This window comes from Sneathiella limimaris (genome assembly GCF_012932565.1).
GTDB lineage: Bacteria > Pseudomonadota > Alphaproteobacteria > Sneathiellales > Sneathiellaceae > Sneathiella > Sneathiella limimaris.
This window is the reverse complement of record NZ_JABBYJ010000001.1, coordinates 1,731,601-1,755,082: the sequence shown is the minus strand read 5'-3', so window position 1 is coordinate 1,755,082 and position 23,482 is coordinate 1,731,601. Positions and strand designations below refer to the sequence as shown.

Here is a 23,482-nt window from a genome sequence, read left to right as displayed (position 1 = left end):
CTTCAACTTATCCTTCCATCAGGCTTTGGGCTGCGGCCCTGGCCTCTTCTGTAATACTGGCACCGGAGAGCATGCGGGCAATCTCCTCCTGTCTCTCCTCTTTGGACAGCCTCACCACATTTGTCCGGGTCGCCTCTCCATCAAACTTCTTATAGATATTCAAATGAGAAGTTCCTGCGGCAGCAACCTGTGGTGAGTGAGTGATGACCAAAACCTGAAGACTTGTCGCCAAACGGGACAAACGTTCACCCACAGCATCAGCCGTTGCACCGCCTACGCCACGATCAACCTCATCAAAGATAAGGGTTGGCGCCGAACCTGATTGGGCCAATACGACTTTCAGCGCCAACATGAACCGGGACAATTCTCCTCCAGAGGCAATTTTAATCAATGGACCCGGGTTACTTCCCGGATTTGTGGCAATGCGAAACTCAACTTTGTCTATGCCCGAAGCAGACCAGCTCTCCTCCTGCAGTTCCTGGACAGATGTTTGAAATCTAGCACTGCCGAGTTTTAGCGGCCCCAGTTCTGTCATCACCGCATCATCCATTTTTTCAGCTGCTGTTGAGCGCTTCTCATGCAATTCCCGAGCAGCAGCTTCATATTTATTTCTGGCGTTGGATACTTCCTCTGTTAAGCGAATAACTTCAGCATCCCCAAACTCGACCTTTGCAAGCCTCTCCCGAAACTCACCTAGAACCTTATTCAGGCCAGAGACTTCACACTTATGCTTACGGGCCGCGGCTCTTAAAGAAAAGAGCCGTTCTTCAATATGCTCAACACCCGCTGGATCCAGATCAAGATCACTGGATACGGCGTCGATAAGCATGGTTGCTTCATTCATTTCAATTGCAGCTCTCTCTAAACTGTCAAGAACGGGTGAAAGCTTTCCTTCAGCCTTATCTACCACTCTTTCTACCGCTCGGGTTGCAGCACGAATTTTACCTTCAACACCACCATTATCTGTGAGAGCTTTGACCGCATCCTGCAGGGCTTCAGCAATCTTTTCAGAATGCATAAACGCCGCCCTTGCTTGAGCTAGTTCCTCCTCTTCGCCTTCTATAGGATTAATATCTTCAAGTTCCTGGACCACATGGCGAAGATATTCTTCATCAACTCGTGCTGCCTCCAGAGAGGATTTAGCTTCCTCAAGTTGGTCTTTCAGCTTGGTCCAGGTTGCAAACAAACGACTAACATTTTTTACTTCAGATCCAAGACGACCATAAAGGTCTAAGACGGCTCTGTGCCCTTTTGCATCCAAAAGACCACGTTCCGCATTTTGGCCGTGAATTTCGACAAGTTCTTCACCAACTGCACGCAAGAGCGACGCACTTATGGACTGATCATTGAGTGTCGCCTTGTTCCGTCCATCTTGACTAATAATCCGGCGCAGGATCAAAGGCTCACCGGGCTCTATGTCAACATCTTCCAATAATTTGTAAACAGGGTGGCTTACAGGCAAGTCGAACTCTGCCGTAACGGTTCCCTTTTCTTCCCCAGCCCGAATAAGACCAACATCCGCCCTTGATCCCAACGCGAGCGCCAAACTATCCAACAAGATAGATTTACCCGCACCAGTTTCACCGGTTAGTACAGAAAGCCCACCTTCGAAATTCAGATCAAGTTTATCGATCAGGACAATATTACGAATGGACAGAGATGACAGCATCAGGCCCCCGGTTTAAAAAATCGATTTCCAGACCTTTGTCATCCAGCTGTCTTCCTTAATCTCAGGACGCAGGTAGTTCTCATCCAACAAGGCATAGCTATCCTGATACCATTCGCTGCCCGGAAAGTTATACCCTAAAACTGCAGCCGCGTTCTTTGCCTCATCCTCAATCCCGAGCGCAAGATAGGACTCTGTCAATCGGTGGAGAGCTTCCGGAACATGAGTAGTCGTCTGATAGCGCTCAATCACCTGACGGAAGCGATTGATTGCAGCCACATATTGATCTGATTTCTGATAGTATCGACCAATTTCCATTTCCTTACCGGCCAAATGGTCACGAGTAAGATCAATCTTCAGTTTTGCGTCCCGTGCATATTCTGTATTCGGAAAACGACGCACAACACGCTGGAGCGCTTCAAGAGCTTGACGTGTTACCTTTTGATCCCGTCCCACACCTGAAATCTGTTCATAATAGCTAATGGCAATCAGGTAGTGTGCATAAGGGACATCTTTGTTGCCCGGATGGAGTTCAATGAATCTATCTGCCGCCAAGATCGCCTGGTCATATTTATTGCTCTGATAATATGCAAACGCGGACATTAACTGGGCTTTGGTCGACCAGACTGAATAAGGATGTTGACGTTCGACTTCATCAAAACCGCGAGCTGCTTCCAGATAATTTTCTGAATTCAGATCGGCAAGAGCTTTATTATACAGAACCTGAACAGGTTGCTCCACATACTCAGGGGCCGCATCATCGCTGCTACAACCTGCCATCAGTAGACTAGCTCCTAAAAGAGCCGTTAGCAGAACCCGTTTTCCAATTATATCCACTGGCACCATTTGCACTTTCCAGACAGGCATTAATATTTGCACGCATCTTATCCAATCCCATACAGTTTGCAAAGGCAAGTAATTGAAATTAAGTGTCATTATCGATCTGAAACTATTTCATAAATGGGTTTGAAGAAGTGATACAATTTAAGGCTGCAAAACGGTCTTACATGAGTAATTTCAACAATTTATCAGTGGTTGTATTTATCATAATTTCTTTTTTGCGATCAGTGTGCTAAGCTACAGCCCATGGTGGCTGAAAGCAAATGATCTTCTTCTTATGGAAGAGTCCGACAGATCAAAAGGGAGATATCCACCTGGCGTTAATATTGTTTAACGGCAAAATGTGTATGGGCACCCCAAGCCCGAGTTATGAGAGGTACCAGCTTATGAGCAAACTCGCGAAACGAGTTGATGACCACGTCGGCGAGCGCATCCGGGAACGGCGCACTATGATGGGTCTTACCCAGGAACATCTAGCACAAGCGTTAGAAATTTCTTACCAGCAAGTCCAAAAATACGAAACCGGCGCAAACCGTGTCAGTGCTGGTCGGTTATATGAAATTGCACAACGTCTTGAAGTTGATATTTCCTACTTCTTCGACCAACTAGAGCCCCTAACCTCCAGCTCCCCGCTGGAACATGGTGGCAAAAACCGGTCAACAATTGAACTGGTTCGGAATTATGGTGAAATCGAAGAACCCGCAATCCGTTCAGCTGTAAGCGGTTTGATTAAAAGCCTTGCAGGCAAAGAGCGGAAAAGAAAATCTGCCTAACAAAACAAAAGGCACGAACTCTGGTTCGTGCCTTAATTCATTCCGAGCGATACTCGATTATGCTGTAATTGGCGCAGCTGCTTTCTGTTCAGGCCAATAAGCACCCCCTACCTGAGAAGTCCGATAAGGCGCCTCTGTCGTCAGGCACCAAGCATCCTCATCCGCAAGTAAAGCATGAAGCAGCTTATTATTTAGAGCGTGACCAGAACGAACTCCCTGGAACTGACCAATAATGGGAGCACCCGCTAGATATAAATCACCAATTGCATCCAAAGCTTTGTGCCGCACAAACTCGTCCTGATAGCGAAGCCCCTCTTCATTCAGGACATCCTCACCACTAAGAACAATAGCATTGTCCAAAGATCCGCCTTTGGCCAACCCCATGGACTTCAGTTGCTCTAGTTCGCTAAGGAAACCAAATGTCCGAGCCCGTGAAATTTCGTTCTTAAAAGTTCCGTTCCGCAAGTTGAATTGACAACTTTGGCGGCCGATGCGTTTATTCTCAAAATCGATTTCAAAAGAAACTGTCATGTGATCGCCAGGAGACAATGTCGCTGTTGCCTGGCCTTCAGACACAGATACTTCCTTCAGAATTTTTATGTATTGGCGCGGAGCAGCTTGCTCAACAAGATCAGCACACTCGATAAGGAACACAAAAGGCGCCGAAGACCCATCCATTACAGGCACTTCCGGGCCATCGAGTTCGATAAGAACATTGTCCACTCCACTCCCGGAGAGGGCAGCCAACAAATGTTCAATTGTCGCAACTTTTACACCATGTTCATTTTCGATGGTTGTACACATAACAAGATCGCTGACAGTATCATAACGTGCTGGGATATTAGCAGCGTCACCTTCTACATCAGTCCTGCGAAATAATACGCCGCTATTGGGCTCAGCAGGTTTCAAGGACATGTTGACAACTTTTCCGCTGTGAACACCAACACCCGTGCAGCTGATGCTGTTTCGTAAGGTCTTCTGATATGTAATCATGTCGACTTGTATTTCCATAAATCTACTTTCCTAGAATATTTCTACTCAGGGCCTGCTGGAAATACAAATCACTCTTTGTTACCAAATATTTCTGCATTGCAACAATCAGACAAATCTGATTGAGCTCAAACGAAAAAAGGGCCCACTTTCGCGACCCTTTTTTCATATTCAATCTTCAGTTAGCTGAGCTTATTAGTCAGCACTGCTCAATCAGTTTGCCTGACGCCTCAAGAAGGCCGGAATATCCAGCAAGTCTTCGTCTTCTGTCTTTGGCTCAACCTTAACCGTTGATGGTTTAGCAGTTGCCTCAGGCTGTGCTGTGTCTGCGGCTGGCGCACTTGGCTTTGGAGGCTCTTGAACCGGCTGACGCGCGATCGGTTCTTTACGTTCCTGAACCTGCTGGCGTTCAGCTTCCCTTTTTTCCGCTTCAACTTTCCGGCTCATACGCCCCACGCCCGTCATTCGCTCAAAAAGGCTAGGACCTTTCCGCTTCTTCCGAGGCCCAGAGGCAGCCTCCGCACTTTCTTTAGCTGCAGGGTTAATAAGATCTTCAGGCTGCTTATCAACTTTAATGACGGGAGGAGCCTTGAAAGGAGCTTCCCGACCTTCAGTTTGACTTGGAACCTCTTCACTTGCTTCCATGACATCTTCAATATCTGAAAGAAGATCCGGCTCCATTTCTCGGGCCAAGTTATCCTTAGTACTCCGCGCTTCTGTATACCCGACAGTCTGCTCGTAATTTTCCGTGTCCCCGGTGTTGCCGCTCATCATCGGGTGTTGGCCTGTGTTCCCAGGAACAGTCGCCCCAAATCCGCTAGCAATTACGCCGCTCATATCAGCTGGCGTGCCACTGAGCGAAGCCCCACCAGCACTTGCTCCACCAGTTTCTCCGACAGTTCCACCAGTAACTTTCAGCAATGAAGTTACATTTGGCGCAATTGGCTGCATGGCTTCGCCTGCATCGATACCAGTCGCGACGACAGAAACCCGCATGGTTCCTTCCATTTCTTCATTGAAGGTGGACCCAACAATGATATTGGCTTCTGGGTCAACTTCACTCCGAATACGGTTAGCGGCTTCATCCAACTCGTACAGGGTCAGATCCATGCCACCGGTGATATTGATCAAAACGCCACGAGCGCCCTTCATGGACACATCATCGAGAAGTGGGTTGGAAATCGCAGCTTCCGCAGCTTCGATAGCCCGGTTCTCGCCTCCAGCTTCACCAGTTCCCATCATGGCTTTGCCCATTTCGCTCATGACAGTGTTGACGTCAGCAAAATCGAGATTGATCAAACCTGGCATCACCATCAGATCCGTTACACCCCGAACCCCGGAATGTAGAACGTCATCCGCCATATTAAAGGCATCTGCAAAAGTCGTTTTCTCATTAGCAATACGGAACAGGTTCTGATTGGGGATAATAATCAGTGTATCAACGTATTTCTGAAGCTCTTCAATTCCAGCTTCTGCAATCCGCATGCGATGGTTGCCTTCAAACTGAAACGGTTTTGTCACAACGCCAACGGTCAGGATACCCAAATCCTTTGCAGCTTTGGCAACGACAGGTGCGGCGCCTGTACCGGTTCCACCGCCCATACCGGCGGTAATAAAGCACATGTGAACACCCTGAAGATGGGATTCAATTTCCTCAATAGCTTCAGAAGCAGCATCTGCTCCAATATGAGGTTTCGACCCGGCTCCGAGGCCTTCTGTAAGCTCAGCCCCCAGTTGAATACGAGTCTCAGCCAGGTTTTGCTTCAAAGCCTGTGCATCGGTGTTGGCTACGACAAACTCAACTCCCTGAAGCTGGGATCGGATCATGTTGTTGACGGCATTTCCACCGGCACCACCAACTCCGAGTACAAGAATTCTGGGCTTAAGTTCGTTTTGGTCTGGCACTGATAAATTAATCCCCACAGTACTTCCCTCCTTTATGACGCACGCTACCCTATTTAATACCAAATATTGTAGCTAATGGAACCCTACTTCTTACATATTGATCGAAAAAACGCATTTTTTTCGATTAAAAGTTCTGTTTGAACCAGTTACCGATCCGCAAAAGCCGGTTTTGCGGGGTTTTATCTTCGGCACTCATTCCCAACTGATCACTAAAATTTTTCCGAACAGCAAACGACAACAACCCAGCAGCTGTCGCAAAGGCTGGACCCTCCGTCGCATCCGCAAGCGACTTGACACGTATAGGTTTACCCATGCGAACTTGCTTGTCTAGAATCCGACTACTGAGTTCCTGTATCCCAGCCAATTGCGACGCCCCTCCTACCAGGACCGCACGACGGCCCGCAACCTTGGCAAAACCGGAGGCCGCCAGACGATCACGAACAATCTCCAAAATCTCTTCAATCCGGGGCTTAATGATCCCAACCAGCATGGACCGAGGAACGTGATTGGCGACGTCAGCATCGGTCTCTCCGATCAAAGGAACATCGATGATTTCCTTTTCATCAGATGGGCTGGCCAAAGCACTACCATAGAGAGTCTTCATCCGCTCTGCGTTTGCAAGTGAAGTGGAAAGACCACGAGCGATATCATTACTGACATGCCCACCGCCAACCGGTAAAACTTCGTTGTAAACCATCTCACCGTCATAGAAGACCGCGAAAGATGTGGACCCACCGCCCATGTCGATTACGGTAACACCTAAGTCCATTTCATCTTCAACAAGAGAGGCAAGTCCTGACGCATATGGAGCAGAAACCAATTTGGATATCCCCAGATGGCACCGTTCAACACAATTAGTCATATTCCGGATGTGATTATTTTGAATGGAGACCATGTGCATACTGATACCAAGGTTATCTCCAAACATCCCTCGCGGATCACGAATTCCGCGGTTACCATCCACGTTATACCCAACCGGTAAAGCGTGAATGACCGTCCTGTTTTCTGGATTATAACTGGTTTGAGCTTCTTTTAAGGTTCTTAAGAGGTCCCGTTCTCCAATTTCCTGACCACCGATGGACATTTCGACTTCCACTGTTTGCGATGCAGGTTGACCGGCAGTCACACTCAAATAGACGTCCCGAATGGTTTCACCGGCCATTCTTTCCGCAGCATCCACAGCGGATCGGATACTCTCCTCGGCCATCTCCATATTGGTAATTGCACCAGCACGCATTCCACGGGCAACCTGGTGTCCAATCCCTTTTATCCTGAGGCTTCCGGCTTCTTCCACCGCAACAAAACAGCAGACTTTCGTCGTGCCGATATCCAATGCTGCTATGGGTCCACTTCTTCCCGCTGCCATTCTCTGTTTGTTTCCCTAATTCTTACTCGGTGTTCTAATCTTCACGTCCGGTTTTCTGATACTTTGCTGATTTCACGTCTGAACTCGGCGTCTCCTTTGCGCAGCCGGACAAACATCCGATCACTATTTCGCAAATCGATAGCAAGAACGCCTTTGTTAAGTATTTGCTGCTTTTCTTGTAGAGCCTCCAACTTCAACCAAGCTTGAGCACTTCCCTCTTCTGGCAACATCACCTTGACACCATTACTAAACTGGAGCGTCCAGCGCCGATCTCGAATGCGAACCGCATTCTGTAATCGGGTAAACAATGTCGGTGATTTTGCAAGCAAATCAAATAGGTCCGCTGCTTTTTCATTTGCCCCTGAACCGACCACTTTTGGAAGATGGCGGAACTCAGCTGCATCCTGCTGGGAGACAACCATTCCTTTGCGATCAATAACGACAGTTTTTCCGCTTTGCTGCCATCTCGCGAACGGACGCCTTTCCTGAATGCGAACAAAAATTTCATCCGGGAACCGACGCATAACGGAAGCGGACTCTACCCAGCCGATTTTTTCAACTCGTTCTCGCGCCAGATCAGGATCAAAATCCACAATACTGGTTCCACGCGTCACATTCAGCGCGGCAAGGATTTGCTCGGGTGATGTTCTCTCCCTGCCAACGACACTCACTTCCTGAACAACAAGTCCCGCCCCATTGAAGGCCTGTAACCGTTTTTCAGAAAGCCAATTTCCAGATTTCTCAATAAGATCATTCGTAACGATCAGGTAACCACCGTAACCCAACAAGAGTGCGACTAACGCCACACTACCCGCAAAAATTGACATCCGCCCGATGGGCCGCTGCCCTCTGCGCCGTTTCACAGGCTTTGACTTGCGAGGTGATTTTTCCTTTCGAAACAAACTGGTAAAGCTTGAAAAGCCTGTCTCAACTTTTCCCGAAGCTGCCGAGACCACACCACGTACAGATGAAACAAAGGAAGTATTGCTTCTAGCTTTCTGTTTTGAACGCGCCATTTTCTTTGTTTTCGAACGATGTTTTGGCTGCGGTCCCAAGGGACGATCAGAAGCATCTATTTTTATCTGTCGCATGTTGCATCCTCCACCATCCAACGGACAAGGTCTTCAAAGGAAATTCCTGCATAACCTGCTATCTCTGGGACCAAACTAAATTCTGTCATCCCTGGTTGGGTGTTCGTTTCCAGGATATAGAAGTTCCCATCTCCTTCTGGCGTATCATTTAAGCGAAAATCAGCTCGGCTAACACCTTTGCAGCCAAGAACCCTGTGTGCCGTTAATGCCATTTCTAAAACTTCGTCATACTGGTTTTTGTCCAGCGGGGCGGGCATCAAATGTTCAGCTTTTCCTGATGTATATTTCGCCTCATAATCGTAGAAGCGCCCCAGGGGCCTTATTTCAACAGCTCCCAAAGCCTCATCCCCCATAACAGCGACTTGGATTTCGCGCCCCGGAATGTAGGTTTCGACCAGCACTTCATTGCCAAATGTCCAAGGAACGTCCTGAAGCGTTCTATTTTCATTTTCAAGCAAGATAGTTACGCCAACACTTGATCCTTCGTTTAAGGGCTTGATGACCAGTGGTGCAGGGTAATCAGCTCCTTCCAGGATTTCTTTTCGGGTCATGACCCGACCTTCAGCGCAGCGAAGTCCTGCATCTTCAAAAAGGGTTTTGGCTGCTGGCTTATCCATTGCAAGCGCAGACGCCAAAACACCAGAATGCGTATACGGAATACCAAGAATTTCCAGCATTCCCTGGATTGTACCATCCTCTCCGTAGCGGCCATGCAAGGCATTAAAACAGACATCTGGGCGCAGTTTAGAAAGGGTCTCCGCAATATCACGAGAAACGTCAATAGGCGTCACCTGATAGCCAACGCGAGCCAGTGCGTCAGCACAGGCTTCCCCACTTAACAGAGAAACTTCCCGTTCAGCCGACCAACCACCCATTAGCACTGCGACATGCTTCATACCTGACCTGCTTCCTCTTTTGCTTTTAGATCTACTTCGCCGAGACGGACGATTTCCCATCTCAGTAAAGTGTCAAATTTTTCAAAAACCCGCCGGCGAGCCTCTTCAGCGACAGCCTCCAAGTCAGCCGCTGTGGCGCCGCCAGTGTTGATCAGGAAATTGCAATGTTTTTCAGAAATCTGGGCATTTCCGATTTTCAGCCCGCGTGCACCAACCGCATCAACCAACTCCCACGCACGGGCTCCATCTGGGTTCGCAAAAGTGGAGCCGCCCGTCCGACTTTTGATCGGCTGACTATCTTCTCGCCTCTTTGCAATTTCGTTCATTCGGTTCGTGATCTTTGCTGGATCATCGGGTTGCAGCTGGAAAACAGCTTCTGTAAAAATCCAATCCTTCGGAATTTCGCAATGCCTGTAGGAAAACCCCATATCCGCAGCCGTAAGCTCATGACAATTACCGTCACGATCATAGGCCGTTGCCGATAGCAGAATATCTTTCACCTCAGACCCATAAGCACCTGCATTCATCCGAAGCGCGCCCCCAATGCTGCCGGGGACACCACTTAAAAATTCCGCACCTGCTAGACCATTTTCTGCGGCAAAACGGGCAACGTTCAAATCGAGTGCTCCAGCTCCAACACGAAGCCGGTTCCCCGTTTCAACAGACATCTCAACAAACTTCCGACCAAGTCTGATGACCACCCCTCTAAATCCACTATCTCTAACAAGAAGGTTCGATCCAACACCAAGTGTAAAGAGTGGAATGTCTACAGGTGTGTTCTTCAGGAAATGCGCAAGATCCTCAGCGTCATCAGGTTTATAGAGCACATCCGCAGGTCCCCCGACCTGAAACCAAGTTACCTTGTCCATCGCCGCCTGTTCGCGAAGACGCCCCTTAACCTTGGGCAAACGCTCAATCAATGTCATTTTGGCAGCGGCGGCTGTCATTTCGCCTCCCCTGCAGTGTCTTCAAGTGCAGCCAATTCTGAGGGAAGCCGGTTTGCCCACTGGGAAATTGTTCCGGCCCCAAGACAGATAACCACGTCACCATCACTGGTTTCTGCGGCGACTTGCTCTGCCAGGTACTCTGGACCTTTCAACGTGACCACATGACGATGGCCACGGGTTTTCAATCCTTCGACAAATGACTCTTGAGAAACACCCTCAATTGGTTGTTCACCAGCGGCGTAAACATCTGCAACTATTACCGTATCTGCCATATTGAAACAGGTACAAAATTCTTCAAACAGATCGCGAAGACGGGTGTATCTATGGGGCTGAACTACAGCCACGATTTTTCCCTCATACGCTTGGCGTGCCGCAGATAACACGGAAGAGATTTCAACTGGATGATGACCGTAATCATCAATAACAGTCACTCCACCGGCAGTACCGACATGCGTAAAGCGACGCTTAACGCCCCCAAACTCACGAAGTCCTTTTTTCAATGTGACCTCATCAAAGCCCATCTCACTACCGACAGCGACAGCCGCCATAGCATTTTGAACGTTGTGGGCACCTGGCATCGGCAACTCAAAGCCCTTCATCGTCCGGACTGCGCCACCAACCCGGTCGCTGATCGCCACATTGAACCGAGCACCGCCCGCCTCAAACCGAACATCTACAGCACGATAATCCGCCTGTGGGGACAATCCATATGTGATTAGTCGTCTGTCAGTAATCCGGCCAATAAGGGCTTGGACTTCTGGATGATCGATACAGAGGGCTGCAAAGCCATAGAACGGGATATTCTCCACAAATGTCAGGAATGCGTCCCGAACACCATCAAAGCTGCCATAAAAGTCCAGATGTTCTGGATCTATGTTGGTCACAACTGCCACAGTTGCCGGAAGTTTGGTGAAAGAGCCATCGGACTCGTCCGCCTCCACAACCATCCAGTCGCCATCACCCAGCCGGGCGTTGGTTCCGTAAGCATTGATAATACCACCATTAATAACAGTTGGTCCTGCTTGCGCCGCATCAAGCATGCTGGCCAGCATTGATGTGGTGGTTGTTTTGCCGTGAGTTCCCCCAATTGCAATTGCCCACTTCAAACGCATCAGCTCAGCAAGCATTTCTGCCCGGCGAACAACAGGGATCAGATTTTCGCGCGCCGCCCGTACTTCCGGATTGTCAGGCTTAACCGCGGAGGAAATAACAACCACATGTGCATCGCCGAGGTTTTCAGCAGCATGCCCAATGTGAACCTTGATCCCAAGACCTTCCAAACGATCCACATTGGCATTTTTCGAAATATCAGACCCTTGCACCTGATAGCCGAGCGTGTGCATTACTTCCGCAATTCCGCTCATTCCAATGCCGCCAATGCCGACAAAATGCACCAGGCCAATATCTAGGGGGAGCGCTCTCATGCGATCACCTTTCCATCTACGTGGGATGCTTTCTTCCCATTCTTCGCTTTTTCCTCGACCAGATCGGCCAGATTTCCAGCTGCGTTAATCTCTGCGCAGCTGGTAACAGCCATGGCCATTGATTTCAACTTCTCGGGATGAGAAAGCAGATCTATGAGGATTTCTGATAATTTTTCGACAGTGAACTCATCTTGGGAAATCAAGACAGCTGCGCCCCGTTCAACAGCGGTTTGTGCATTCCGTTCCTGATGATTATCCATCGCATATTTGTAGGGCACCAGAATAGCTGGGCGACCCGCAACAGCAAGCTCTGCCATTGTGGAAGCGCCAGAGCGCATAATCGCTAAATGACAGCCGGACAACAACTCAGGCATATTTTCAAAGAAAGCAGAGAGATTGGTTTCGACCTCTGTATTTTCGTACACCCGACTGACCCGATCCAGATCTTCTGGACGGCATTGCTGCGTAATTTCGAGCTTCTTTTGTAGGTCTGTTGGCAATGCTGCGATAGCCTCTGGAACCACATCAGACAAGACTGTCGCGCCTTGACTTCCACCGGTGATCAATAGGCGAAATTTTTCAGCAACCTGAATATTGGGATAGGCGCTACCAAAGAGTTCCCTGATTTCCTTCCGAACCGGATTTCCCGTGTGATACATTTTCCGCACAAGATTTCTCTCGGTCGCCTCTGTATTAACGAAGGAAGTAGCGATTGCTGTCGCCCGTCCCGCAAGCAGCCGATTGACGCGTCCCAATATCGCATTCTGTTCGTGCAAAATAACCGGAACACCAAGCAAAGATGCAGCAAACGCTGGTGGCATCGATGGATATCCGCCAAAACCGATGACTGCAGCAGGTTTGATTTTACGCAGTGCAATCAAAGACTGCAGTACGCCAATTCCTAGCTTAAATGCAGCCTTAAATTTCCCCAAAAGCCCCCCAACAGAAGGGGAAGCCGAATTGACTTGCAATATACTAACACCAGGGAAAAGCTTTTCATAAACCTCGCCCCGGCTATCCGTCATCAACGTTACTTTATATCCACGATCAAGTAATTCAGCAGCAAGTGCGCGCGCAGGAAAAACGTGGCCACCAGTCCCGCCACTTGCCAAAACCATATGACCAAGCATCTGGTTTTCCATCAAATATCCCCCGCGCCAGCTCGGCGGCGACTGAGCGCCAACAGCATTCCCATCAACACTGCCAAGGCCAGCATTGAGGAGCCACCGTAAGAGATGAAAGGAAGGGTCATGCCTTTAGTTGGCATCAATCGAAGGTTCACGCCAATATTAATAATTGCCTGCAGACCAAACTGGGTCAAAAGCCCTGCTGCGGCCAATACAACAAAGAAATTTTTCTCTTCGAGAAGCCGACCAAACCCACGCAATACAATAAATGCAAATAGCCCAAGAAGCAGCAAGCAAAAGAGAACACCAAACTCTTCGCCAACGACCGCAAAGATAAAATCCGTATGCGCATCTGGAAGAACTCGCTTAACGGAGCCATCGCCAGGGCCTACACCAAAGAAGCCACCCGTTTGGAACGCTTCCATAGCACGTTCAATCTGATAGTTCTCGCCGCCTTCAGGCTTTAAGAAACGATCAACTCGACTGGAAACATGAGGAAAGAAAATATAGGCGGAAGCAGCGCCGACGATACCAACACCCAAGAACAGGACCACCCACATAATCCCAAGACCCGCCAGGAAAAACTGGGCGAACCAGACTGCAGAAACCACAAGGGTCATCCCCACATCCGGCTGTAAAAGAAGTAGCCCGACGACAATCAAAAACAGAATTCCGGCAATCAAGTTTCCTGGTATTTCGTCATTCTTGCGTTGCTGCGCAAACATCCATGCGGATACAACTGCAAAAGTCGGTTTCAAGAACTCTGTAGGTTGCAGTGTAAAGCTGCCGAACCAGAGCCAGCGCTTAGCCCCTTTAACCTCAGGACCTATCAACAGCGTTGCTAGAGTAAGTATAAGGCTAACTCCAAAAACAATGACCGCTGTTCGCCGCACCCAAATTGGTGACATCAGAGAAATACTGAAAATGATTGCGAACGCTAAAGGTAGATAGAAGAACTGTCGCTTCACGAAATGAAAACTATCAACACCGATGCGACTGGCAACAGCTGGGCTCGCTGCCAACACCATGATGCCTCCCATGATGATGAGCAAAAGAACCGCCAGTAATGTCCAGCGATCTACTGTCCACCACCACCGACCTACAACTGACCGATCAAGGCGCGTAAATGTTGTCATTCGCCGCCTCCTTCAGTCACAAATTGCCGAAACGCATTTCCACGTTCTTCAAAACTGCCGAACTGATCAAAACTGGCTGCTGCCGGTGCCAACAAGACTGTCGCGGAATTAGTTGAATTTTCTACCAGCTCCCTCGCATCCTTAACGGCCTGTTCGAGAGTTACAGAGAGAGTGTATGGAACTTTCCCTTCAAGGGTTTTTGCAAATTGAGCTGCGCATTCCCCAATGAGAAAAGCGTGCCGAACTTGGTTGAAATATGGCTCTAAACTGTCAATGCCACCAGCTTTGGCAACTCCACCACAAATCCAATAAATATTTTCAAATGCACCTAATGACTTGGCCGCTGCCTCAGCATTCGTGGCTTTAGAGTCATTGATATATCGAACTACACCCTCTTCCAGAACTTGTTCCATGCGATGGGCAAGTCCTCCGAAAGTTTCCAAACCTGTACGAATTTCCTCTGCAGAAAGACCGAGCGCCCAACAGACAGCAGAAGCGGCAGCAGCATTTTGCCAATTATGTGCACCTCGTAAGGATGAAATGCCGTTGAGATCGATCTCCCAGACAACCACCCCATTTTCATGAAGCTGCAGCAGACCCTCACAAGCGGATAAACCGGATTTCAATCGATTTTCTGTTGAAAACGGAATAAGTCGCTGTCCTGTCACACATTCAGCTGCGATTGCCTTGCAGATTGGATCGTCCAAGTTGATGACAGCAGTATCTGGAGCAGTCTGTTTCTGGAAGATCTTTTTCTTAACGTCAATATACCCCTGCATTCCGCCATGACGATCCAGGTGATCAGGGGTGATGTTCAACAACACAGAGACATCGCCATGCCAGCTTGGTGTCAGGTCCAACTGATAAGAAGACAGTTCGAGTACATACACACCATCCTTGGACAACTGCGGTAAATCCATAACAGGTGTCCCGATATTTCCTCCAAGAGCAGTTTCTCTATAAGCCGATTCCAAAATATGATGGATCAGTGCAGACGTTGTTGATTTGCCGTTGGTACCTGTTATTCCAACAAGTTTCCCAGCTGTCTTTTCTTTTAAAAAGACCTCAACATCACCGATGACTTCCATGCCATGGGCACTTGCATACTCAACAACAGGATGTGGCTTTGGATGCGTCAACGGAATACCAGGGCTTAGAACGATCGTCCGCGTGTCCGGCCATCCGTTTGGATCGAAGTTTTGAACGGCAAGGCCTTCAGACTTGGCCGCCACCCGTCCTTTTTCATTATCATCCCAAACAAAAACCCGAGCGTGACCTTCAGCTAGTCGGCGCGCTGTCGCCAAGCCGCTTTTACCTAAGCCAACTACTGCTACACCCTGATTTTCATATGAGTGACTTTTCATCATTCTGTCTATCTCAGCTTCAATGATGCAAGGCCAACAAGTGCCAAAATGACAGCTATGATCCAGAAACGGATCACAATTGTCGGCTCCTGCCAGCCTTTTTGTTCATAATGGTGATGCAGTGGCGCCATGCGGAAAACGCGTTTCCCTGTCATTTTGAACGACGCCACCTGCACAATCACCGAAACGGTTTCCAGCACAAACAGCCCGCCAATGATAGCAAGGACTATTTCATGCCTGGTCACAACGCTAATTGCCCCGAGAGCGCCACCCATCGCAAGAGAGCCGGTATCACCCATAAAAACCATGGCCGGCGGCGCATTAAACCAGAGAAACCCAAGTCCAGCACCAAACAGAGCAGCACAAAAAACCAGAAGTTCACCAGATCCAGGAACCGACTGAATTTGCAGATATTCGGCAAAAACAGAGTTACCCACAAGATAGGCAATCAATCCAAATGAAGTTGCCGCTATCATCACTGGTACAATCGCAAGACCATCCAGACCATCCGTTAGGTTCACCGCGTTAGAAGCCCCGACCATCACAAAAATACCGAAAGGTATGTAAAACCATCCAAGATCAATCAGAACATCCTTCAAAAATGGAATGGTCAGGGCTGTCGCTAGATCGTCATTTGTGACGTCAACAATCCAATATGTTGCTGCCAAAGCAATTACGATTTGACTCAACAGTTTCAGTTTTCCAGGTACACCACGCGTGTTATGCCGACTGACTTTCAAATAGTCATCGACAAAGCCTATGCCTCCAAAGCCTAGAGTGACCAACAAAACCGACCAGACATATCTGTTCGTCAAATCAGCCCACAATAAGGTGCCAAATCCCAACGCGATCAGGATCAGAAAACCTCCCATCGTGGGGGTACCCTGCTTACTGATAATATGGGTTTGCGGCCCATCATCCCGAATGGGTTGACCTTTCTGCTGCTTGCTCTTCAACCAGTTGATAATTCTGGGACCAAAAATGAAACTGATCAGCATAGCTGTCATCAACGCCCCGCCACTTCGGAACGTTAGGTATCTAAAAAGATTGAAGAGCTGAAAGTCATCTGCAAGAGGGAATAATAGATTGTAAAGCATGCTTATGCACCTCCCCCGACCAGAGTGCTTTGATCATCAGAAAGAGCAATCAATGCATCGAGAATTAACTTCATTTTTGTACCAAGAGATCCTTTGACCAGAACGATATCTCCCGCCCTGACTTCAGAACGAACTGTCTCCGCAAGCTCAGAAGAACTAGCGGCGTAGCCACCTTGAACAGTTTGGGGAAGCCCCTCATACAAATTCTGCATATAAGGGCCGCATGCGTATACCATATCTGGTGCACAATCCAAGAGATCATTTACTAGATCTGCATGAATTTCCGCAGATTTTTCGCCAAGCTCTCTCATATCACCAATGACAGCTATCCTACGTCCCCCCTCAATAGGCTGGATCCCTTTTAAAACCTTGAAAGCTGCACGCATGGCAATTGGACTGGCGTTGTAACTCTCGTCAATAATCGTGAAACTTCCAGAACCAAGCTGGATGTTCAGCTGCTCTCCCCGTCCTCCGGGTGCCTGAAATGAGGCAAGCGAAGAAGCGGCTTTTTGAACATCAGCGCCAACAGCCTTAATTGCTCCAAGCACAGCCAGTGAATTTTTCACCCAATGCTCACCCGGAACAGATAATTGATAAGCCACGCGCTCACCCGCAATTGAGGCTTCAACTTCACTGCCATGAGCGACAAGCTTCATATTCAACAGTTTACAATCAGAGCCCTCATTCGACCCAAAAGTCAGAATATTTCTGACTCCCTCCTCTAAGGCACGATCATGCAGCAACTGAAACTCTTCTATATCCGCATTTATTACGGCAGTTCCGTCTGACAAAACACCTTCAAATATCTCGGATTTTGCCCTGGCAATTTCGGCTTTATCCTTGAAAAATTCCAAGTGGGCGATTGCAATTGTTGTAATAATCGCTGCATGTGGTTTCACAAAACAAGATAGAGGGCCAAGCTCACCTGGGTGGTTCATTCCAACCTCGAAAACACCGAACTCTGTCTCTTGCGGCATTCTCGCGAGAGATAAAGGAACGCCCCAATGATTATTAAAACTACTGACACTCCAATGGGTTTTCCCTTGAGCAGAAAGACAATGTGCTAGCGCCTCTTTGGTTCCGGTTTTTCCAACGCTTCCGGTTACGGCAATGATTTTCGCATCTGTGCGAGCGCGCGCGGCTTCACCCAACTGTTCCATCGCTGTCTGGGTATCTTCGACCAAGACTAAACACTCAAGATCCTCACAATCCTCAGGAATACGGCTAACAAGAGCGGCGACCGCCCCATTTTCAAAAGCGCTTTTTACATATGTATGGCCATCATTATTGGGACCAACAATAGCAATGAACAGGTCACCCGGGTTAATCGCACGATTATCTATTGAGACTCCCGTAACCTGCCAATCTTGCGAGCTGCAACTTCCTGATGTTGCCTGCAATATTTCTGCTCCAGTCCACAGAGGCGCTTCAGACATTTGCCCCTCCCATGGAAATTGCTAACTCCTGAGCAACGATACGGTCATTAAAAGGGATCACCTGATCGCCAATTGTCTGCCCTGTTTCATGCCCTTTTCCAGCGATGACGACCACATCACCCTCACTCGCCATTTCCATGGCTTGTCGAATTGCAGCGCGACGATCACCGATATTCAGTGCTTCTGGGCAAGCAACAAGTATTTCTGAGCGAATAGTATCTGGGTTTTCGCTCCGAGGATTATCATCAGCAAGAATGGAGACATCGGCCAAATCAGCAGCTATTTTACCCATTTGCGGACGCTTACCCCGATCTCGATCGCCACCGCACCCAAATATTACAATAAGACGACCATCCACGTGCGCCCGAATTGCTCTCAGAACTGTTTCCAACGCATCTGGCGTATGGGCAAAGTCAACATAAACACCAGCGCCGCTCTTGAGCTTGGCAACCAATTCCATACGCCCTGGAACGTTGGAAAGATCTGGCAATACTTTAACCGCCTCAGTCAGGCTCACGCCACTCGCCAAAACAACACCAAGCGCACAAAGGACGTTCATTGCTTGAAATTCGCCGGCTAGCGGTAAATCCAGGCTCACTTCTTGCCCTAAAATTTTAACGTGAAGCAACTGCCCCTGGCTGTGGGATTTGGCTTCGACCAGTTTCAGCTCCTGCCCTGCATAACCGTAAGAAATCTCTTTCAAATTTCGAGACTTCGCGGCCTCACTAAATTCCGAATAAACATCAGAATCCGCATTTAATACAACCGTTCCACCATCACAGACCACCCTTGACACCAGACCTAGCTTCGCGTTCAGGTAATCCTGCGCGTTTGCATGATAATCCATATGGTCTCGGGTAAAGTTTGTAAAAGCTCCGATTGAGACACCCGCGCCATCCACACGCCTTTGGTCCAATCCGTGGCTGGAAGCTTCCATCACAACATGATTAACCTCCGCTTGCTTTAACTCTTTCAGAACCCGGTGCAAAACCTCCGGATCTGGGGTTGTATATTTGAGGTCCTCAGTGCCAGACGCGGTCATGAGACCAAGGGTTCCAATGCTGGCAGCCGGAATACCCACTTTCTCCCATATCTCGCGAACAAAAAATGCTACTGATGTTTTTCCATTCGTCCCCGTGACTGCCGCAGCAACATCTGGTTTAAGCCCGACAAACTTGTCTATCAGAAACGCAAGCTCACGCCGCGGATCCTCAACCAAGTGTCGCACTACCGGCAAATTCTCATTGTCATGCTCAAGGCCAGCCAGAACAGCGATTGCGCCCTGATTTATTGCCCGATCCACATATTTCCAGCCATCAACTTTTGTTCCTGAAAGGGCTGCAAAAAGATAGCCAGGCTTGACCTGCCGACTATCGGCAGTAATCCCTGTCACTTCGGCATCCTTGGCTGGATCAAATTCAGCCCTATTCAGCAACTCAGAAAGTCGCAAGCTTTTTCTCCCTTGAATAAACTGGAATGTGCATCGCCTTTCGAATGGCGTCGCTCTCTTCATCTACTGGCTTTACGCCTAAAATGGGGCCAATCCGTGAAATTAACCGGGCAACAATCGGCGCCGTTGTCCACCCTGCACTCCTAAAGCCATGGGTGGATGCATTACCTTTTGGCTCATCCAACATTGCCAGAACAACATACCTCGGGTTGTTCATAGGAAACGCGCTCACGAACGACGTGACAAGTGCATCCCGTTTGTAGCGACCATTGACTGCTTTTTCCGCTGTCCCAGTTTTCCCGCCAACCAGATATCCTTCAGCATTCGCATTACGACCAGTTCCTTTTTCCACAACCAGACGCATCAAACGACGAAGCACATTTGAGGTTTTTTTGCTTACAACCCGCTTTCCACTTACCTCTTCCCCAACATCTCTGCGCAGGACCGTAGGGTTATGGAATACCCCACCATTAACGATAGAACTGATCGCAGAGCTTAACTGCAGAGGGCTGACAGAGAGGCCATGACCGTATGAAATTGTCATGGTCTCCAGCGTATTCCAGCGAGGCGGCAATATGGGCGCACCCACTTCTGGCAACTCAACAACGGGGCGGCGGAGAAGCCCCAACTTATCAAGGAATGCACGATGCCGTTTTGGCCCTACATCCTCGGCCATTTTTGCGGTCCCGATATTTGAAGAATACATGAAGATTTCCGGAACGGAGAGCCACCGTTTTTTGGGGTGGTCATCTCGAATACGAAAGCCTGCAATTCGGATCGGGTCTGTTGCATCGTACCCGTCTCGGAGAGAAACCGTCCGGTTTTCCAGTGCCATAGCCGTCGTGAACGCCTTAAAGGTCGAACCCATCTCATAGACACCGAGAGTTGCCTTATTGAACTTACTATCTTTAGGAAAATCCTGTGGCCTATTGGGATCGAAATCGGGAAGCGACACCATTCCCAAAATTTCCGCACTATTTACATCCATCACGATGCCAGAGGCACCGATTGCCTGGAACACTGTCATAAATCGGCTCAGCTCTTCGCGTAAAGCGTATTGAACTCGCAAGTCCACAGACAAATAAAGCGGCTCTCCCACCTTGTCATCAGTTGTCTCCAACTGATCATCAAAGTACTTTTCAATTCCAGCGATACCCTTGTTATCAATATCCGTGTATCCAACCAAATGTGAGACCAGTGGCCCCATTGGATAAACTCGCTTTTCCTCCTCGCGAAAGAAAAGACCAGGTATACCGAGATCATTTACCGCTTTCTGCTCAGTCGGCGTTATATGGCGCTTCACCCAAGTAAAATTTCGATTTGCGGCTAACTTGCGCTCCAATTGCTCTGGATCCAAATCCTCGATAACAGAGACAATCTTCTCCGCAGCCTCCCTCGCATCCAAAACCTTGGACGGATCCGCAAAAAGAGAAACTGTATCCAGGGTTACAGCCAAAAGCTTCCCGCTCCGGTCATAAATGGGAGCCCGAACCCCTGAAACAACTTGAGTGGGTTTGGGTCTAACCTCTGCCACGTGCTCATCCGTTTCTTGCCCAATCCCGGTCAACGCCAATCCGACCAGCCGACCCGCCAAAACGAAGAAACAAAAAGCAAACAGAACACCCGCAACTACCAATCGGTTCCGACCCAGTTCAAGCGCCTCCTTTGCGCTCCCCTCTAACCTTATGGTTTGCTGCTCCACCATCAATCCAAATCCCGATCTTGCACCTGATAGGTCGCCAAATGCAGCCCCTGAGGCGGCAAAGGGACTTCCTCAATTATTTCCAAGCGTGGTTTCCGACGCGGAATTGGAACACCGAGAATACTTGTAATTTCAGGAGAAAGCTCTCTTTCCGGCAAATCTTCAAGACTGGCCACCTGATAGGGAGCCACCAAAAGCAGGGGCAAGTATTTTGCCGTCAAAGCCTGCAGGTTATCCGGACGGTTCCGATAGGCCCACTCAGCCTTCAGGACCTGAATAGCTTGACGGTTATCTTTTATCTGAGCGCGAATATTCCGAAGGTCCCCGTTTAACTGCTGAACCTCATAGGAAAGTTTGTACAGGCCGGAGGAAACAGTCACAAAAGCCAGAGCAATAAGAGCATAGACCTTCCATTTCATTAGGCGGCCCTCCATAGAGGAGCATCCGTTCGAATAGCTCCGCGCAGACGGGCTGAACGGGACCGAGGGTTCAGATCCGCTTCTTCTTTACGGGCCTTCAAAGCTCCTCGCTTAACAAGCTGAAAGGATGGCTCATACTGCTTTTCCATCATCGGCACATGCCGCGATGGATTACCCTTGGCATCAGCTCTCTCAGCCAAAAAGTTTTTCACCATTCTATCTTCGAGACTATGGAAACTAACAACGGCAAGCCGCCCGCCTGGCATCAACAGCCTCTCCGACGCTTCCAGCGCGGCTCGCAATTGACCAAGCTCATCGTTCACGTAGATCCGCAAAGCCTGGAATGTTCTCGTCGCAGGATGAATACCCTTCCCACTTTGCCGCACCACTGTAGAGATCAAGTCTGCCAGCTCCAGAGTGCGAGCAAATGGCTTCGTCTTCCGACGCTCAACAATTGCCTTGGCAACTGACCTTGCCTTCCGCTCTTCACCGTAGCGAAAAATAATGCGAGAAAGCTCTTCTTCGCTTTCTTGGTTCACCACGTCTGCAGCTGTTTGCCCGTCCCTTGACATCCTCATATCTAGCGGACCGTCCTGCATGAAGGAAAAGCCGCGTTCGGCTTCGTCAAGCTGCATGGAAGAAACGCCAATATCTAGGGCAATACCATGAACCTTATCAATTCCCTGGCGAGCAAGAAGCTCCTCCATTTCCCCAAAGGTACCTTCAAGGATTGCAAAACGCCCCTCAAACTCGACTTCCATTTTTTTGCCGATTTCGATTGCCCGTGGATCGCGATCAATTCCATAAACCTGACAGGGCGCAAAATTCAAAAAAGCACGACTGTAACCACCCGCGCCAAAAGTCCCATCCAGAATAATTTCCCCTTCTTGAGGAGATAGGATCTCCAGCACCTCACCCAGCATCACAGAAATATGGGGAGATTTCTCACTCATGTGTCGCCCCGTCCGATTGAACCGCCACGCTCCCGCTTCTCACGAGCTTTTGCCTTAGCCTTTTGCATTCGGGCCTTGAATGCCTCTGGGTGCCAGATCTGAAAACTGTCCCCACGTCCGACAAACACACACTCGCCTTCAAATCCGGCTTCCTCAACCATGTGCAACGGGATCATGATTCGTCCATCGCCATCAATAGGCAATTCGATAGCCTCTGCCATCAGGACATCAGCTTCATCATCCCGCTCTGCGGACATCGGATCGAAGCCTCCAATTTTCTGCAGCAATCCCTCCATAACGCCCATATCACAAGCGTTTAGACAATCGCCATCAATACTCGGAAACAGGATCACGGTTTCAAACCCACGCAACGCAAGATTGGATCGAAAGCGTGCAGGCACTGACACCCGACCTTTCTTGTCAATCTTGTTCGTAACAGTGGACAGAAATAGGGACATAAGCCCTGAACCTCGCAGAATTCCTGATTACACACCTCTCCCCCAGCGCGCCCGGGAGGTGATGATTACCAAAATTGGGATATTTTGGGTTATCATGGAATTCTATGGGAGTCAATGGAAATAGACTGATTTTACTGGGTTTTAAGCAAGTTCTGATGGACAAAAATGGCGTTAACTTGTTCACCTCAAGAAATGGCTATTGTTAATATTTATTGGTGACTTAAATGGTTAATGTTTATGTTTTGTTCTCATTCGGTTGAACTTGTTTTTACTTTGTTCTGACTTGCTAAAACAAATCTAGGCTGCCTGCCATAAGGACCATGACGATCTCGCAAAAAATTTGTGAATAAAAAAAGCCGCTTTTTAATTGCGCACAAAAACAACCGTCCCTCGTCCTCAATGCAGGAGAGGTCCGTTCGGACCGTAATTTAGTCAGTTGATT

The 23,482-nt window shown here is 48.8% G+C and carries 20 protein-coding genes; 1 reads left to right on the top strand and 19 read right to left on the bottom strand.

The window, feature by feature from the left end; genetic code table 11:
• Positions 1-7 precede the first annotated feature (7 nt).
• Positions 8-1,669 (bottom strand): DNA repair protein RecN, encoded by a 1,662-nt coding sequence (gene recN, locus HH301_RS08435; RefSeq protein ID WP_169568458.1) that lies wholly within the window; start codon positions 1,667-1,669, stop codon positions 8-10.
• A 12-nt stretch (positions 1,670-1,681) separates the two neighbouring features.
• Positions 1,682-2,533 (bottom strand): outer membrane protein assembly factor BamD, encoded by an 852-nt coding sequence (locus HH301_RS08430; protein WP_206378236.1) that lies wholly within the window; start codon positions 2,531-2,533, stop codon positions 1,682-1,684.
• A 359-nt stretch (positions 2,534-2,892) separates the two neighbouring features.
• Between HH301_RS08430 and HH301_RS08425 the strand changes: the two genes are divergently transcribed.
• Entirely contained in the window at positions 2,893-3,279 is a 387-nt protein-coding gene (locus HH301_RS08425; protein ID WP_169568456.1) for a helix-turn-helix domain-containing protein, read from the top strand.
• Between the two features lie 57 nt (positions 3,280-3,336).
• On the opposite strand, the gene lpxC is transcribed toward HH301_RS08425, so the two are convergent.
• From lpxC to HH301_RS08340, 17 genes are all read right to left on the bottom strand, one after another.
• On the bottom strand, positions 3,337-4,290 hold the full coding sequence (gene lpxC / locus HH301_RS08420; RefSeq protein WP_169568454.1) for a UDP-3-O-acyl-N-acetylglucosamine deacetylase: 954 nt from the start codon (positions 4,288-4,290) through the stop codon (positions 3,337-3,339).
• A gap of 192 nt (positions 4,291-4,482) precedes the next feature.
• Positions 4,483-6,192, bottom strand: a complete 1,710-nt coding sequence (gene ftsZ, locus HH301_RS08415; RefSeq protein ID WP_169568452.1) for a cell division protein FtsZ — start codon at positions 6,190-6,192, stop codon at positions 4,483-4,485.
• Between the two features lie 106 nt (positions 6,193-6,298).
• A complete protein-coding gene (gene ftsA / locus HH301_RS08410) occupies positions 6,299-7,540 on the bottom strand; it encodes a cell division protein FtsA (protein ID WP_169568450.1) in 1,242 nt (413 codons plus the stop codon).
• Between the two features lie 41 nt (positions 7,541-7,581).
• Complete coding sequence (locus HH301_RS08405; protein ID WP_169568448.1) at positions 7,582-8,631, bottom strand: cell division protein FtsQ/DivIB; 1,050 nt, start codon at positions 8,629-8,631, stop codon at positions 7,582-7,584.
• Positions 8,619-9,527, bottom strand: coding sequence for a D-alanine--D-alanine ligase (locus tag HH301_RS08400; RefSeq protein WP_169568446.1), 909 nt, complete (start codon positions 9,525-9,527; stop codon positions 8,619-8,621). The genes HH301_RS08405 and HH301_RS08400 overlap by 13 nt, the downstream gene beginning before the upstream one ends.
• Positions 9,524-10,474, bottom strand: a complete 951-nt coding sequence (murB, locus tag HH301_RS08395; protein WP_169568444.1) for a UDP-N-acetylmuramate dehydrogenase — start codon at positions 10,472-10,474, stop codon at positions 9,524-9,526. The genes HH301_RS08400 and murB overlap by 4 nt, the downstream gene beginning before the upstream one ends.
• Positions 10,471-11,898, bottom strand: coding sequence for a UDP-N-acetylmuramate--L-alanine ligase (murC, locus tag HH301_RS08390; protein ID WP_169568442.1), 1,428 nt, complete (start codon positions 11,896-11,898; stop codon positions 10,471-10,473). Before murC ends, murB begins: the two co-directional genes overlap by 4 nt.
• Positions 11,895-13,040 (bottom strand): undecaprenyldiphospho-muramoylpentapeptide beta-N-acetylglucosaminyltransferase, encoded by a 1,146-nt coding sequence (gene murG, locus HH301_RS08385; protein ID WP_169568439.1) that lies wholly within the window; start codon positions 13,038-13,040, stop codon positions 11,895-11,897. Before murG ends, murC begins: the two co-directional genes overlap by 4 nt.
• The gene (gene ftsW / locus HH301_RS08380) at positions 13,040-14,161 is read right to left on the bottom strand and encodes a putative lipid II flippase FtsW (protein WP_169568438.1); all 1,122 of its coding nucleotides are present in this window, start codon (positions 14,159-14,161) and stop codon (positions 13,040-13,042) included. The genes murG and ftsW overlap by 1 nt, the downstream gene beginning before the upstream one ends.
• On the bottom strand, positions 14,158-15,528 hold the full coding sequence (murD, locus tag HH301_RS08375; protein ID WP_169568436.1) for a UDP-N-acetylmuramoyl-L-alanine--D-glutamate ligase: 1,371 nt from the start codon (positions 15,526-15,528) through the stop codon (positions 14,158-14,160). Before murD ends, ftsW begins: the two co-directional genes overlap by 4 nt.
• Positions 15,529-15,533: 5 nt before the next feature.
• Positions 15,534-16,622, bottom strand: a complete 1,089-nt coding sequence (mraY, locus tag HH301_RS08370; RefSeq protein ID WP_169568434.1) for a phospho-N-acetylmuramoyl-pentapeptide-transferase — start codon at positions 16,620-16,622, stop codon at positions 15,534-15,536.
• A 2-nt stretch (positions 16,623-16,624) separates the two neighbouring features.
• Positions 16,625-18,058 (bottom strand): UDP-N-acetylmuramoylalanyl-D-glutamyl-2,6-diaminopimelate--D-alanyl-D-alanine ligase, encoded by a 1,434-nt coding sequence (locus HH301_RS08365; protein ID WP_169568432.1) that lies wholly within the window; start codon positions 18,056-18,058, stop codon positions 16,625-16,627.
• A complete protein-coding gene (locus HH301_RS08360; RefSeq protein WP_206378234.1) occupies positions 18,051-19,508 on the bottom strand; it encodes a UDP-N-acetylmuramoyl-L-alanyl-D-glutamate--2,6-diaminopimelate ligase in 1,458 nt (485 codons plus the stop codon). Before HH301_RS08360 ends, HH301_RS08365 begins: the two co-directional genes overlap by 8 nt.
• Positions 19,495-21,213, bottom strand: a complete 1,719-nt coding sequence (locus tag HH301_RS08355) for a peptidoglycan D,D-transpeptidase FtsI family protein (protein WP_169568428.1) — start codon at positions 21,211-21,213, stop codon at positions 19,495-19,497. The genes HH301_RS08360 and HH301_RS08355 overlap by 14 nt, the downstream gene beginning before the upstream one ends.
• Positions 21,213-21,629 carry a cell division protein FtsL gene (gene ftsL, locus HH301_RS08350; protein WP_169568426.1) on the bottom strand — a complete coding sequence of 139 codons (417 nt, stop codon included), beginning with the start codon at positions 21,627-21,629 and terminating at the stop codon, positions 21,213-21,215. The genes HH301_RS08355 and ftsL overlap by 1 nt, the downstream gene beginning before the upstream one ends.
• Positions 21,629-22,582, bottom strand: coding sequence for a 16S rRNA (cytosine(1402)-N(4))-methyltransferase RsmH (gene rsmH, locus HH301_RS08345; RefSeq protein WP_169568424.1), 954 nt, complete (start codon positions 22,580-22,582; stop codon positions 21,629-21,631). Before rsmH ends, ftsL begins: the two co-directional genes overlap by 1 nt.
• Complete coding sequence (locus tag HH301_RS08340) at positions 22,579-23,040, bottom strand: division/cell wall cluster transcriptional repressor MraZ (RefSeq protein ID WP_169568422.1); 462 nt, start codon at positions 23,038-23,040, stop codon at positions 22,579-22,581. The genes rsmH and HH301_RS08340 overlap by 4 nt, the downstream gene beginning before the upstream one ends.
• Positions 23,041-23,482 lie beyond the last annotated feature (442 nt).